The organism is Kosakonia oryzendophytica, assembly GCF_900094925.1.
GTDB lineage: Bacteria > Pseudomonadota > Gammaproteobacteria > Enterobacterales > Enterobacteriaceae > Kosakonia > Kosakonia oryzendophytica.
On record NZ_FMAY01000002.1, the window covers coordinates 294,640 to 309,027 of the forward strand.

Annotated in this window: 9 protein-coding genes and 1 tRNA gene; 6 read left to right on the plus strand and 4 right to left on the minus strand. The window is 48.5% G+C overall.

The window, feature by feature from the left end; genetic code table 11:
• Positions 1 to 22: 22 nt before the first annotated feature.
• Positions 23 to 1,663, plus strand: a complete 1,641-nt coding sequence (locus GA0061071_RS04565; RefSeq protein ID WP_061498157.1) for a dihydroxyacetone kinase subunit DhaK — start codon at positions 23 to 25, stop codon at positions 1,661 to 1,663.
• Between the two features lie 89 nt (positions 1,664 to 1,752).
• Here the strand turns inward: GA0061071_RS04565 and ahr are convergent, their stop codons facing one another.
• Positions 1,753 to 2,772, minus strand: coding sequence for an NADPH-dependent aldehyde reductase Ahr (gene ahr / locus GA0061071_RS04570; protein WP_061498152.1), 1,020 nt, complete (start codon positions 2,770 to 2,772; stop codon positions 1,753 to 1,755).
• A 237-nt stretch (positions 2,773 to 3,009) separates the two neighbouring features.
• Between ahr and GA0061071_RS04575 the strand changes: the two genes are divergently transcribed.
• The 4 genes from GA0061071_RS04575 to GA0061071_RS04590 all read left to right on the plus strand — a co-directional run bounded on the left by GA0061071_RS04575 (position 3,010) and on the right by GA0061071_RS04590 (position 8,090).
• Positions 3,010 to 3,459 (plus strand): lysozyme, encoded by a 450-nt coding sequence (locus GA0061071_RS04575; protein WP_061498149.1) that lies wholly within the window; start codon positions 3,010 to 3,012, stop codon positions 3,457 to 3,459.
• Positions 3,460 to 3,657: 198 nt separating this feature from the next.
• Positions 3,658 to 3,742: transfer RNA gene (locus GA0061071_RS04580), tRNA-Leu, on the plus strand.
• A gap of 199 nt (positions 3,743 to 3,941) precedes the next feature.
• Positions 3,942 to 5,201, plus strand: coding sequence for a tyrosine-type recombinase/integrase (locus GA0061071_RS04585; RefSeq protein WP_088237298.1), 1,260 nt, complete (start codon positions 3,942 to 3,944; stop codon positions 5,199 to 5,201).
• A 117-nt stretch (positions 5,202 to 5,318) separates the two neighbouring features.
• Positions 5,319 to 8,090, plus strand: coding sequence for a DNA methyltransferase (locus GA0061071_RS04590; protein ID WP_088237299.1), 2,772 nt, complete (start codon positions 5,319 to 5,321; stop codon positions 8,088 to 8,090).
• A gap of 13 nt (positions 8,091 to 8,103) precedes the next feature.
• Here the strand turns inward: GA0061071_RS04590 and GA0061071_RS04595 are convergent, their stop codons facing one another.
• Both GA0061071_RS04595 and GA0061071_RS04600 read right to left on the minus strand, forming a co-directional pair.
• Positions 8,104 to 9,285, minus strand: a complete 1,182-nt coding sequence (locus tag GA0061071_RS04595; RefSeq protein WP_088237300.1) for a phospholipase D family protein — start codon at positions 9,283 to 9,285, stop codon at positions 8,104 to 8,106.
• Positions 9,286 to 9,623: 338 nt separating this feature from the next.
• Positions 9,624 to 12,263: a TrlF family AAA-like ATPase gene (locus tag GA0061071_RS04600; RefSeq protein WP_088237301.1), complete on the minus strand. Its 2,640-nt coding sequence runs from the start codon at positions 12,261 to 12,263 to the stop codon at positions 9,624 to 9,626.
• A 394-nt stretch (positions 12,264 to 12,657) separates the two neighbouring features.
• Between GA0061071_RS04600 and GA0061071_RS04605 the strand changes: the two genes are divergently transcribed.
• Positions 12,658 to 13,778 (plus strand): IS3 family transposase gene (locus GA0061071_RS04605; protein ID WP_088237302.1). Its coding sequence is split into 2 segments (ribosomal slippage): positions 12,658 to 12,916 and positions 12,916 to 13,778, totalling 1,122 coding nucleotides; the frame shifts between segments, so codons are not numbered across the junction.
• Positions 13,779 to 13,929: 151 nt separating this feature from the next.
• Here GA0061071_RS04605 and GA0061071_RS04610 read toward each other — a convergent pair.
• A complete protein-coding gene (locus GA0061071_RS04610; protein WP_088237303.1) occupies positions 13,930 to 14,349 on the minus strand; it encodes a hypothetical protein in 420 nt (139 codons plus the stop codon).
• Between the last annotated feature and the right edge of the window lie 39 nt (positions 14,350 to 14,388).

The window sequence follows — 14,388 nt, forward strand, 5'->3', positions numbered from 1 at the left end:
GTTTACCCATTAGTGGAAGACTATGTCCAGATTCTTTTTCAATGACCGCAAACAATTGGTCAATGACGCCATTGAAGGTTTAGTCATCTCAGCTCCGCACGGCAACCTCGTCCGACTTGATATCGATCCCGCCATTCGCATTGTCGCACGCGCCGACTGGGATAAAAGCCGCGTGGCGGTGATTTCCGGCGGCGGTTCCGGACATGAACCGGCGCATGCCGGGTTTGTCGGCAAAGGGATGTTGACGGCTGCCGTTTGCGGCGATGTGTTTGCCTCGCCCAGCGTCGACGCTGTACTGAATGCGATTGTCGCCGTCACCGGCGATCGCGGCTGTCTGCTGATTGTGAAGAACTACACCGGAGATCGGCTGAACTTCGGCCTGGCGGCTGAAAAAGCCAAACGCTACGGCCTGAAAGTGGAGATGGTGATTGTCGCTGACGACATCGCGCTGCCGGACAATAAACAGCCGCGCGGCATCGCCGGGACGGCGCTGGTGCATAAAATTGCGGGCTACGCCGCTGAGCACGGTAAGTCGCTCAGCGAAGTGCGTGATATCGCCCGCCAGGCTTGCGACAGTGTCTACAGTCTTGGCCTGGCAATGGAGACCTGCAACCTGCCGGGAAGCGACAGCGAAGAAGAGGAGCGCATTCAGCGCGGTAAAGTCGAACTGGGGCTGGGCATTCACGGTGAGCCGGGTGCCAGCGTGGTCGATACGCATAACAGCAAGGCGCTGATTGAGACGCTGGTGCAACCGCTCAAAGCGGCGGTGGGCGACGATCGCGTGGCGGTGTTGATCAACAACCTTGGCGGCGTGTCGGCGCTGGAGATGGCGTTGCTGACCAAAGAGCTGGCGCACTCGGCGCTGAAAGATCAAATTGCTTATCTGATCGGCCCCGCGCCGCTGGTCAGCTCGCTGGATATGAAAGGTTTTTCACTGTCGCTGCTGCGCCTGAACGGCGTGTTTGAGCAAGCAATTTGCGCCGATGTGCAGACGGTTGGCTGGCAGAAGCCGGTACCGTTCGCACCGATGAAAACGCAGCCGCATAGCGCCGTCTATACCGGGCTGGAGAGTGTACCGTCAGAGAACCCGCAGGTAAGGGCGCTGGTCAGCAGCGCGGCGCAGACGCTGATTGGCCTTGAGAACCGCCTTAACGCGCTGGATGCGAAAGTCGGAGACGGCGATACCGGCTCAACGTTCGCCGAAGGGGCGCGGGAGATCGTGCACCTGCTGGAGAGCGATGCGCTGCCGCTGAACAACACGGCGCAGTTGCTGCAACTGGTTGGCGAACGGCTGGCGACAGTGATGGGCGGTTCCAGCGGCGTGCTGATGTCGATTTTCTTCACGGCCGCAGGCCAGGCGGTGCACAACGGGACAGCGTTGTCGGATGCATTATTGCTCGGTCTGAAGCAGATGAAACATTATGGCGGGGCGGATCTCGGCGATCGGACGCTGATCGATGCGCTGCAACCGGCATTAGAAGCGCTGCGTGACAGCGGGCTGGATGCCGCCGTCACGGCTGCGAAAAACGGCGCTGCCAGCACCGCCACCATGCAAAAAGCGGGTGCCGGACGCTCGTCGTACGTCAACCGTGAAAATCTCGACGGCGTGAGCGATCCGGGTGCGGTTGCGATTGCCGAGGTGTTTGCCGCCATCGCGAAGTAACCCATCCAGATGGCGTTGCAGGCCCGGTAAGCGTGAACGCCACCGGGCCATGCACCGAATAACGCGAGTGCATTCGGCCTGTTACGCTGTTAAAAATCCGCTTTTAATACCACGCGATAACGGGCTTTGCCGTCACGCACGTGCTGCAAGGCGTCATTAATTTGCGACATCGGGAACAGTTCGGTGGTCGGTGCCACTTTGGCGCGCCCGGCAAACTTCATCAGCTTACGCAACTCAAAGGGTGTGCCGGTGGCGGAACCGGAGACGCTGCGATCGCCTGCGATCAGGGTAAACGCCGGGACTTCCAGCGGCTTCAGCACCGCACCGACGGTGTGAAAATGCCCGCCATGGGTCAGCGCTTCAAAGTAAGGTTGCCAGTTCAGATCCACATTGACGGTGTTGATGATCAAATCAAACTGGCCCGCCAGCGCTTTCAGCGCGTCCGGATCGCGGCTGTTGACCACATTGTCTGCACCCATAATGCGCACTTCCGCCTCTTTCGACGGGTTAGAGCTGAACGCGGTCACCTCGCAGCCCATGGCGTGCAGCAGTTTGATGGCGATATGCCCCAGACCGCCAATACCGATCACCCCGACGCGGCTGGTGGCGGTGATGTGATGCATCAGCAGTGGTTTAAACACGGTGATACCTCCGCACAGCAGCGGCCCGGCGGTTTCGATATCGATGCTGTCCGGCAGGGGGATCACCCATTGCCAGTCGGCACGGATCTTATCGGCAAAGCCGCCGCGATTGAGGATCGTCGGCACAGCACCTTCTTTACAGTTGATGTGATCGCCGTTGATACAGGCATCGCAGTGCCCGCAGCTTCTGGCTGTCCAGCCGATACCTACACGCTGACCGACTTTTAAGCCTTTGTTTTGCGCAGCGCTACCCAGTTCCACGACCCGGCCGATTACTTCATGCCCGGCAACCAGCGGGTATTGGGAGAAGCCCCATTCGTTGTCGATCATCGACAAATCGGAATGGCAGATCCCGCAATAATCCACCTGCACTTCCACATCTTCCGCCGCCAGCGGGCCAGCGTCGTATTCCTGTAACTCCAGCGCAGCGCCGGCGTGTGGCGCGGCATAACTTTTAATGATGCTCATCATGGATTCCTTCGAGTTAGAGGGGGGACGCATGAAGTGTAGGGCATCTGGCGATCCCGTGGCAGCCTGTGTGCGCGCAGATAGCCCGTTTCGCCAAAACGATGCCCGCTGATGCACCGCCACCGCCCGCTTTTTCGGATTTTCCATAGGCCTATTTCGGCCTGTCGGCTGTGCAACAGAATGTGTCCGTACCATCCTCAAAGAGATGCCGTACACACCCTACAGGAGCAACGAAAAATGGCTGAACAACCGCAAAGCACCGGCGATGCCGGGGTGGCTTTAATCAAGTCTTTTGAAGGGCTCAGGCTTGAGAAATACCGGGATGCTGTGGGTAAATGGACCATCGGATATGGTCATTTGATCTTGCCGAACGAGAGTTTCCCCAGAGCGCTAACTGAGGCGGAGGCTGATGAGTTGCTGCGTGATGATCTTGGGATCACTGAACGCAGTATTCACCGGCTGGTGACAGTGGATTTAAATCAGAACCAGTTTGATGCGCTGGTGGCCTTTACCTTTAACCTTGGCGCCGGGAATTTGCAGACGTCCACGCTGCTCAAACTGCTGAACCAGGGAGAGTATGCCCAGGCCGCCGATCAGTTCCCGCGCTGGAACAAAGCGGGCGGCAAAGTGCTGGCCGGACTGACCCGGCGGCGCGAAGCAGAACGGGCGCTGTTTTTGAAAGCGTGAACACGAACGACGTCTCATATATGCATTGTTCATTATGCGGCCTCATACACCTTATGAGGCCGATTGATTTCCCGCCTGGTTGCCAACAACCTGAGATGGCGCTGTTTTTTTCAGCACTTAGCGGCTTATGACAAGATCGTGACTTGCATAGCCGCCCACGGCAGGTATAATCCAACACGTTTCCGCATCCCCTTCAGTGCCGAAGTGGCGAAATCGGTAGACGCAGTTGATTCAAAATCAACCGTAGAAATACGTGCCGGTTCGAGTCCGGCCTTCGGCACCATCGGAACATTAATAGACGTCAACGGACGTCTTTTTTTGTGCCTGAAATCCGCGCTAAACAAGGCGTTCCGTGATTTTCCTTTCAACAGAAGTCAATCTGAGTCAACCCACATCAAGTCGCTTGTGAGTATAGAACCGAGTATATATGCTGGTTCGATAATGGTTGTATACTCACAGCGGCACATGGAAGGAGAACTTTTATGGCTCTGACAGATATCAAAGTGCGTTCTGCAAAACCGCAGGAAAAGGAGTACACCTTAGTCGATGGGGATGGCATGTTTTTGCTGATTCACCCCAACGGCTCAAAATACTGGCGGTTCCGTTTTCGCTTTGGTGGCAAGCAGCACCTGATGGCGTTTGGGGTTTACCCTGAAACATCGTTAGCCGATGCGAGGCAGAAGAGGGAAGAGGCCAGAAGGCTTGTTGCTGCTGGAATCGATCCTCGCGAACACAAACGTGCTGTGAAAGAAGAACTAGCGAAAGAAGATATTACCTTTGAGTCAGTTGCCAGAGAGTGGCATGGCGCTAATAAAAAATGGTCAGAAGAACATAGCCGAAGGGTGCTGAAGAGCCTGGAAGACAATCTGTTCTCCGCAATTGGCAAACGTAGTATCGAAGAGCTAAAAACTCGCGACCTGCTTGCCCCCATAAAAATTGTTGAGGCGACGGGGCGCTTTGAAGTTGCTTCTCGTCTTCAGCAGCGAACCACGGCAATTATGCGCTATGCCGTACAAAGTGGTTTGATTGATTACAACCCAGCCCAGGAGATGGCCGGTGCTGTTGCGTCCAGTAATCGTGTCCATCGTCCAGCGCTTGAGCTGAAACGCCTACCTGAACTACTCCACCGAATTGACGGTTACACGGGACGCCCTTTGACCCGCCTGGCCGTTGAGCTCACCCTATTGATCTTCATTCGTTCCAGTGAATTGCGCTTTGCGCGTTGGTCTGAAATCGATTTTGAAACAGCAATGTGGACGATACCGGCTGAACGAGAAGCTATCGAAGGAGTAAAGCATTCGCAGCGTGGCTCGAAAATGCGTACACCCCACTTGGTGCCGCTATCTCGCCAAGCGTTAGCAATCCTTGAAGAGGTTAACAAGGTTAGTGGTGATCGTGATTTTGTTTTCGTTGGCGATCATAACCCTCGTAAACCGATGAGTGAAAATACGGTAAACAAGGCGCTACGCGTTATGGGGTATGACACAAAGGTAGAGGTTTGTGGACATGGTTTTAGGACGATGGCTTGTAGCTCATTGATTGAGTCAGGGTTGTGGTCCAGGGATGCGGTTGAACGGCAGATGAGCCATATGGAGCGTAACTCAGTGCGAGCAGCTTACATTCATAAGGCTGAGCATTTGGATGAGAGACGATTGATGCTGCAATGGTGGGCGGATTTTCTTGATGCGAATCGTGAGAAGGGGATTAGTCCTTTTGATTTCGGGAGAATGAAGAGTAACTGATTTTAGGGAAACAGCAGTACTTGCAACTGTTGCCCCACAACAATAGCTAATTGTATATTTGAATCAATTCTGGGATTTTGATAAAATCCCAGAATTAAAATTTGAGAGTCATCATTTATGCCTACACAGAAAGCTGTACACAATGCTAATTTAACGGAGATGGAAGTCATAAATAATGATCCAGCACTTCATCTAAGGCCAATTAGGGAGGTTGCTCGTGAGCTGGAGGCTATTGATTGGAGCTTCACCGAAGTGGATACTCGCCTGCCAGGACATGACATACATCCATATCCCGCTAAGTTCATCCCACAACTTCCGCACGGCTTAATCTCGCGTCTGAGTGGACACGGGGAAACTGTGCTTGATCCATTTGGTGGGAGCGGGACTACAGCGCTTGAAGCAGTGAAGCTAGGACGTAAGGCAATCAGTGTTGATGCTAATCCACTTTCTGCCCTCATTGGTCGAGTTAAAACTGCCAGACTTGAACCTGAAACGCTTAAGGCGTTGAATGCCCATCATTCAGTATTACTTACTCATCTTGAAGGGGGAAATCTCACACCTTCCTCATTAATTAATAATTATTCTTCTCATGCACCAAAGATCGTCAATCAGGATAAATGGTTCGCGGATACTGCATACGCGGAATTGTGCTTAATTAAAGCTTATATAAATGAGCTAGATAGCACCAGTCAAGATATAGCCCAAGTTGCGCTTTCCAGAATAGTAATTAAAGCCTCTTTTCAAGATTCAGAAACACGCTATAAAAGTGTTCCACGTGAAGTACCCATGGGCGAAACGTTACGGAGGTATTTACGAGAATTTACAGCAGTAGTTAAGTCTGTAGAAAAGAATGAGGCGGCAACAAGGTATGGATTATCGCAATTCCTATGTGATGATATTCGCTTGATTGGTAAAGAAAAGCTTCCAGATGGGATTGCTGATCTGGTAGTGACTTCACCACCGTATGGGAATGCAACAGACTATCATCTTTACCACCGTTTTCGCTTATTATGGCTGGGTTTTGATCCTATTGCATTAGGTCATGTCGAAATTGGTTCCCACTTAAAACATCAGAGAGAATCGAGTGGGTTTGAAAGTTACCTTGCAGATATGGAAGCAGCTTTAGCGACTATGCATCGTGCTTTAAAGCCGGGCCGATATGCTGCGCTCGTAATTGGAGATTCTGTATATGATAAAAAGACATATGATCCAGCTGAAGCTCTTTATGAGCGTGCTGATAGTTTAGGTTTTGAAGCCTGTACTATTGTTGATAGAGCTATTCACTCTGTGAAGAGATCATTCTCACATGCAGGTAGGCGTGCGACTTCTGAACATATATTGATTTTACGACGTAAGGTCACTCCAACGTTCATTCAGATATCTCCAGCACCATATAAGTTATGGCCATACGAGGCAGAGTTAAGGCTCAGAGAGGTGGGCCTTAAACTTGGTGATGCAGATCCTTCTTTGGACATCCGTCTTCCTTCACTTGACGAAGATCGAAGGATGTATAAGCGTGCAGCTTTTTCGCATAGTGTTCAACTGGAAGGGGGAAATGTTGAGCCGACTTGGCAAGCTGTTCTGGAGAATGGAGAGGCGTGGCGCTCAACTACACGGAAGGATCCTAAATATGTTACTCATGGTATCCATTCATATAAAGGGAAGTTTTATCCACAGCTAGCGAAGAGTTTGTTAAATATCAGCGGGTTTGGCCCCGGTGCTACAGTATTGGATTTATTTTGTGGCAGCGGAACTACCTTGTTGGAAGGATATTTGAATGGCTTTCGTACTTTTGGCTGTGATATGAATCCACTAGCAGCTAAGATATCACGAGCGAAGCTCGGGGTCTTAGAGCTAAACCCAGATACTGTACGTGAGGTTGTGTTAAGTGTTCGGGAGTTTCTTGCTAGCCCACCTTTAAATTTTCCGCAGAACCTTGATTATGTTGAAGAAAGCTGCCGTGAAGAGATTCTTCGCTGGTTTTCACCATCTATCGCTTTCAAGTTAAACTGGGTCTTGGGGCTTCTGCGAAGAATTAGTGCTGGAGTAATGCTAGATTTTCTCGAAGTAATTTTGAGCAGTATAATTCGTGAGGTTTCGAATCAGGAACCTACAGATCTTCGTATTCGCTATCGATCCGAGCCGCTTACTGATGCTGATGTACTTGGTCTCTTTCTAGATAAATTGGAGGATCAGTTCAATCGGATAGAGAAATTCTGGAAGATACGAAATAATGCACCTCAAGCCTTCCTCCCTTCTGTAATTACAGAGGGGGATAATAGAAATCCCGATACATTTGCGAAATTAGGTCTTGAGCCTGGTAGTGTGGATCTTGTATTAACTAGTCCACCTTATGGAACTGCGTTACCATATATCGACACAGATCGACTATCTCTACTTTTCATAATGGGTTTAAAGAGCTCGGATAGAAGACCCGTTGAAAATGGGTTAATTGGAAGTCGAGAAATAAGTACGGTTGAACGTCGTCGATTAGAGCAGATTGAGCTCAGCGAGGTACTACCTTCTGGCTCACGACACTTTATTTCAACAATGCAGAGGGAACTCAAAAGTGATTTATCTGCAGGATTCAGAAAACGTAATATGCCAGCACTAATGGTGCGATATCTTCTCGACATGTCTGCTGCTCTTGGCCAAGCCAAAAGGTTATTGCGGTCAGGCGGAGAAATGATGATTGTCATCGGAGATAATAAAACAACAATTAACGGAAAAGTAATGCTAATCCCTTGTACAGACTTGATTGAGGAGATAGCTTGTACACAAGAGATGGTGGTAGTAGAGAGAATTGATATATCTGTCACTACCGAAAATTTTAAGCATATTAAAAATGCTATAGTCAAGAATGTGGTACTTAGACTTAGGAAAGCATAATTGTGAGGCTGGTTTAAAACCAGCCGAACTTTCTTGCTTTTTTCCCACCACCAGGCATTGACTGGTTACAAGCCAATAACCATGACGTATATTGGGGGCTGTCCGGTCGATAGATACATATTTCATAATCGATTTCGGCACTGTTACCTGGCATCATTACCATTACTGAGTAGTCTGGTACTTGTGATACTAATGGTGATGCCGTGATCCTAATTTCCGCTTTGGCTGAATAATACACCGTATTGAGTTTATAACTTGAGAGAGTTAGTGTCGGTGTCGTAGCGGGGCCATATACATTTATGTTCACTATTGGGTCGGGAGTTCTCTGTGGATATGCAGGGTTACCCGCTTTCTTGGGTATTGTCGATCCCTTGAATGGCCAGCCAAAGAAGCTTGGATTTTGTAGTACTGCAATTTTGCTTAAGAAAATCTCGCCATTATGATGAGGTTTAATCTGTATAATTAGCCCTGCAACAACTTGTTGCGGAGATTGAGGTTGCTCCATAATTCCTGTCGCTTGTGCTTTAGGCGTTTTCATTATGGATGCGGGGAGTGGGCTTGCTGGTTTTCGTATCAGTCCAGTTCTTGGAGCAGGGAAGGGGTTCCCTGTTAGCTTGGCGCGTGCTTGTTTATCTAGTTCAGATAGAACAGCACCGTTAGCTATCAATTCATCTAATAATTTCTGCTCAAATGCTTTTGTTGCAACGCATGAGTGAGGTAATAAATTGACCCACATTGTTTCTAGATCATTGTATATACTATTATCCTCGGGAAAAACCAGGTCTAAAATTATCGAACTTTCAAAATTAGTTTCAGTACCACCGACTGTAAGGTTATTAGATCCGACAATTACTTTCGCATATTTTGGACCATTAAATAAATATATTTTGGGATGAAAAGTTATCCCATTTTCACGAGTTATATAAAGCTCTTTACACAAATCGGCTGCTATTGTTAACGCTTCTTTACTTGTACCCTGTTGGTCAATCCCCACGATAGCGTAGAGAGAGTTTCCAGACGCTATCCAGCTCTCGATATCAGACTTAAGACGTAGTAAGGGACCAGATTTCGCGTAAGCAGTGACGATGCGTAATTGAGTGAAACGCGGATCTTTTAGACCCGTACGCAAAATGTCCAATAAGCGTTTAGAACCGCCAGGTTGATCTAATGGTGTAATAAAACTTACTTGTGGCATGTTATCCTTTACTATTGTCAGTTGATTTTTGCTGTATGAAAACTGGGTGCTTGGGTCGATTATCTACTTTATGCAGAGTATTTTCGATTAATTTCCTGTAAGTTAAATCGTAACTGTGGCCCTACCCGCATAGTGTGGACACGTTTATAAGCGAGGTACTCGTTTCCAAATTGTTCAGGGCTTAGACCATCATTGCAGTCGTGGTGTCGTGGTCGGCGCCGATGAAAACACATTTGCGAGCTGTATCGCAGCGGTTTTTTTGACAACCATGATATCAACATTGATGTTTGTAGCCTTGAACTGATAACGGCCGCCCCTATCCCGACAAAAGATGCCTATCACCTCTGTGGTTTCCATAAGTTATAAACCTCTTTACGTCGGTTGAATGCCTCTTGGCCCCCTTCCATGATGTTAATAATGGCATCTTGCACAGTACTGGCATCTATACTACCGCTTTTCACTATGACTTTTTCGTCCCGATATTGACAGGCATTTACTTGCTCTGCGTCACCTAACACCGGAAAATTAGCGTTGTGGGTAGCAAAGATCAATTGAGCATGTGGTTTCATATCGTGTAACAGCTTTATGACATCGTCGTATATGGTCTGGTTGTCCAGATCGTCTTCTGGTTGATCAATAATAATCACATCGTTCTGCCGTTGGCTTAACACATACAACAGCAACGCCGAAGCTCGCTGCCCGAGCGAGTGATACTTTAATTCTTTACCGCGATAACGAATGACAAAACGGTTGGGTACTTGCCAAGTGATGAGCTCAATCAAATTTTTCATAAAAATCTTCTCGAAGACCTCTGGCGTGCTACCTGCCTTAGCCAAGGCTGTCGGTAAAGCACGCAACAACCCACCAAAATCGGTGTAATCCTCCATGACCGCACGCAGGGTAGTTTCGCGGATATTGCTGCCCTTAAAAAGTTGCTGTATGAAACTGATGGCTACTTCTTTGTCTCCCTTGAAATCAGCATCTATCTGCAGAGCAGTATGACTGGAGTTAACACGATCGAGCTCGATCTTAATTGTGTCGAATTCGCGTAACCAAAGCTCGTTAAGCTTCTCAAGCTCGGTAAACAATAAATCACGTGCACTACCTTGCTGATTTTCCTGTTTGGTTAACTCAACCAGCATTTGCTCAGCCTTGGTTTTGCGTTGTTGCTGGGTAAGGAAATCGTCCGGCTGAATTACGTTCATACCCGACTGCTTGAGTTCTTGAGTCAATTGTCGCTCGACTTGGGCAAACTCTTCCTGAAGGCTAGTACGAGCCCCTTCAAACTCATCTCGTTTAGAATTGAGGCGAACCGTAATGGTAAGAGCGTCGTGTTCGATTGTTTTAAGTTGGTTGATCTTATTGGCAAGATTGGAATACTCAGCGTAGTAGGCCGCGAAGAATTCTGGATTCTGCTTGGACACATAATTCGTAGCGCTACGCATCTCATCATCATGAGCGGTAATCAATTGTCTAAGGGCAAGAACAAAGCTATCCGCCTTCTCCTTCATACGCACTAATGCAGAGTCATCCTGCTGGAAACCAAGGCGTTTCTGAAGTTTTTCGGCGACCCCATACTCTTCAAATTTGTTTAATCGAAAGTTGGCATCTGTAAGTTGGTCTTCATAGTCTCGCTTAAGCTCTGCAGTATCATTAAGTTGGAGCCAACGCTCTGCAGCATAGCGGACTTGTTGTCGCTGTTTCTCAATATCATCACGCTGTACGCGAAGCTTTTCACCAACTAGCTTTTCCACAAGATCGGTCTCGAAACCTTCCCCTGTGCTGGAGAGATCCTTTTGTCCAAAGTAGATAGGACGACGTAATATCGTTTCACGAACCGATACACCGGGCTGCAATTTTTCTTCCAAATAGACGTTTGGTAGTTCGCGAAAAATGCGGGAGATGGTAAATACTTGTCCATATATATCGCAGGCTGTTAGCGTCACTTTGCCACCACTACCAAGGGTGTGTCGAATTAACTCATCTTTGTACTTAGTATCTTGTGCCTTCTCACCCGGAGAAATGTCAAGGGTATAACGTATCGCTTCAAGAATTGACGACTTGCCACTGCCACGAATACCTATAAGTGTATTTAAGCCTGGAGAAAAATGCAGGGTCTGTCCTTCAAGTGTACCGCCGTCGAAGTGAATGCTACGAATGAATGACGTCTGATATTTAGGCGGTTCATTAGCTACCCTTGTTTCAGGAGTATTCAATGCAAATTTGACGGCCTCGAAAGACAGTTCGCCCAATTTAAGATAACAAACCTTTCCCTGACCGATATCCTCTATGCTTTTGGCATCACAACCTTCGAGTTCGGCGGGATACCAGTCACCAAGATGCTGTTGAATCTTGGCCCTGCAGGGCTTGCCTTTCTCTTGTAACTTGTTGTAAGTTCGAACCTTCTGAAAACCAAGGGTACGACGACGGAATAGTTCATTTTTACCTAACTCAGAGAGTCGCCCCCCATCCAGTTCGGCCCAAAGTCCGCTTGGTGCTTCTACATGGGCAAATATCAGGAAAAAATCGCGGTTATAACTTTCTAGCTTTTTTATAGTTTCAAGCAGGCAGAGTGAAGATCTCCCGTTTTCCTGTTCATACTGAGCCGGGATTTTTCCTTCAAAAGCAACGCCTAAAAAAGGATTGATATGATCATGACCGTCTGCCAACCAATCTTCGGAGAAGATGACAAGTGTATGAATGCCATTAGCTCCATCATTTACAGACAACTCTACGCCTGGCAAAAGGGAAATTCCCTTCTTCTGTGCGACCTTACGTAGCGCTTTAAACTCCTTGAAGTCAAACTTGTTGTGATTGGTGATTACGCTCAACCGAATACCCGCTTTATCTAGCGCGTCAATGTAGTTGCTGTAATAATAGCTATCATCACCTGTATACTTGAACTCGCGATCAGCTCGTGTGTGTATGTGAAAATCCGCACGAATCCACTGCGCCCCTTGCTCAAAAAAAGTATCCATTATCCACCCACCGTTGAGTTATCCAGCCTCAGCCCATGTGTTTTGTCTATTCGAAAACCAGAAATTCCATTACTGATGTAACAGGACATATTTCACATTCGGCAGTGGGCCGCAAAAGTTACTGATCTCGGTGGTAGTACGAATTAAAAGAGCTTCGTTTTTTCACACTTGACTTAGCTATGTCCGTTATACATGTGTACTGCATTTTGCGTATCTGAACAATCTTTATTGTTATCAATTCCACCGCGTTGCAATAGCATTCTTTAATGATTTTCGCAACCAGCTCAACAAGGATATCATCGGCTTCTACCGGTCAGCTCGGGTGACCTGCTCCCCGTTGATTAACACACGACGATGTTAGTAATGTCTTCATCAGCAACGTGAGGACATCCCCATGAAGAAGCGTTTTTCTGACGAACAGATCATCAGTATTCTCCGCGAGGCCGAGGCTGGCATTTCCGCCCGTGAGCTTTGCCGTAAGCATGCTATTTCTGACGCAACCTTTTACACCTGGCGTAAGAAGTTTGGTGGCATGGAAGTCCCTGAAGTAAAACGCCTTAAGTCGCTTGAAGAAGAGAACGCCCGTCTCAAGAAGTTGCTTGCAGAAGCTATGCTGGATAAGGAAGCATTACAGGTAGCGTTGGGCCGAAAGTACTGACGACAGACCACAAGCGGGAAGCTGTTGTAGTGATGTGTAAAGCGACGGGTCTGTCGCAACGTCGAGCCTGCAGGCTGACGGGTTTGTCCCTGTCGACCTGCCGCTATGAGGGGCAGCGTCCGGCGGTTGATGCGTATTTATCCGGGCGCATCACTCAGCTGGCGCTTGAGCGTCGGCGTTTTGGCTACCGTCGTATCTGGCAACTACTGCGACGAGAGGGTCTGCGTGTTAATCACAAGCGCGTGTACCGCCTTTATCATCTCAGCGGCCTGGGTGTTAAGCGCAGACGACGTCGTAAAGGCCTGGCAACAGAACGTCTTCCATTGCTCCTTCCTGCTGCTCCTAATCTGACGTGGTCGATGGATTTCGTCATGGACGCACTGGCTACCGGACGCAGGATCAAGTGCCTGACCTGCGTCGATGATTTCACGAAGGAATGTCTGACAGTCACTGCTGCCTTCGGTATATCAGGTATTCAGGTCACACGTATTCTGGACAGCATTGCGTTATTTCGTGGCTATCCGGCAACGATCAGAACAGATCAGGGACCAGAGTTTACCTGCCGGGCACTGGACCAGTGGGCCTTTGAGCATGGCGTTGAGCTTCGGCTTATTCAGCCGGGCAAGCCGACACAGAATGGGTTTATCGAAAGCTTTAATGGTCGATTTCGAGATGAATGTCTGAATGAGCACTGGTTCAGCGATATTGTTCACGCCAGAAAAATCATTAACGACTGGCGGCAGGACTATAACGAGTGTCGGCCTCATTCCTCACTGAATTATCTGACGCCAGCGGAGTTTGCAGCAGGCTGGCGAAATGGAAAAAACGAAGATAAACAAACCGATATTACTAACTGATTATTGTGGTTAATACTGGGGGCAGGTCATATCCTCGGGGATGCCAAAAACTAAAATAGCGCCACACTCCGATCAAACTGGGAAATATATCGGAGTTCTGTTACTGAGTGGCGCAGGGATTTTTGGGCAAGAAAACGGTTAATTTCACTCCCTACTTAGAACTCGAACGGGTGAGAGTCAGGGTGTGGTTCTCCGGATCTCTGAAAATTACGAAGTAGGGCGAAGGTTCTCCATCACGCTCCCACTGTTCTGTTGGTCCCTCTTGCTTCACTCTGATATACCCCAAAGAAGAAAGATAATCTCTGAGTGCTGCGATGCTGGCATTGGGTTCGTAAATGATGCTACTGTCATTTGGTTGCGTACCCTCCTGGGCCTTGAAGGCGAAGTGGTAATTTTTTGTAAGCTTCGGGGCATTACGTATCTCACGATCTGTATAGAGATAGTATGCCCAGAGATTTGATCGGGTATAGCCTTCATGGCGCTCAGCGACTTTCTGCATACTGCAGTCAATCAATATAAAGCCAGTGATGATAACCAGAATTACTGCCGCGGCTCTTTTCATTATTTTCATCGTCCAGTTACTCAATCGCAGTTAGTATGCCAGCAATTT

What these genes read in the sequence shown, in the direction of transcription:
- GA0061071_RS04565 (WP_061498157.1), top strand. Translation starts at nt 23, where the DNA reads ATGTCCAGATTCTTTTTCAATGACCGCAAACAATTGGTCAATGACGCC.
- ahr (WP_061498152.1), bottom strand. Translation starts at nt 2,772, where the DNA reads ATGAGCATCATTAAAAGTTATGCCGCGCCACACGCCGGCGCTGCGCTG.
- GA0061071_RS04575 (WP_061498149.1), top strand. Translation starts at nt 3,010, where the DNA reads ATGGCTGAACAACCGCAAAGCACCGGCGATGCCGGGGTGGCTTTAATC.
- GA0061071_RS04585 (WP_088237298.1), top strand. Translation starts at nt 3,942, where the DNA reads ATGGCTCTGACAGATATCAAAGTGCGTTCTGCAAAACCGCAGGAAAAG.
- GA0061071_RS04590 (WP_088237299.1), top strand. Translation starts at nt 5,319, where the DNA reads ATGCCTACACAGAAAGCTGTACACAATGCTAATTTAACGGAGATGGAA.
- GA0061071_RS04595 (WP_088237300.1), bottom strand. Translation starts at nt 9,285, where the DNA reads ATGCCACAAGTAAGTTTTATTACACCATTAGATCAACCTGGCGGTTCT.
- GA0061071_RS04600 (WP_088237301.1), bottom strand. Translation starts at nt 12,263, where the DNA reads ATGGATACTTTTTTTGAGCAAGGGGCGCAGTGGATTCGTGCGGATTTT.
- GA0061071_RS04610 (WP_088237303.1), bottom strand. Translation starts at nt 14,349, where the DNA reads ATGAAAATAATGAAAAGAGCCGCGGCAGTAATTCTGGTTATCATCACT.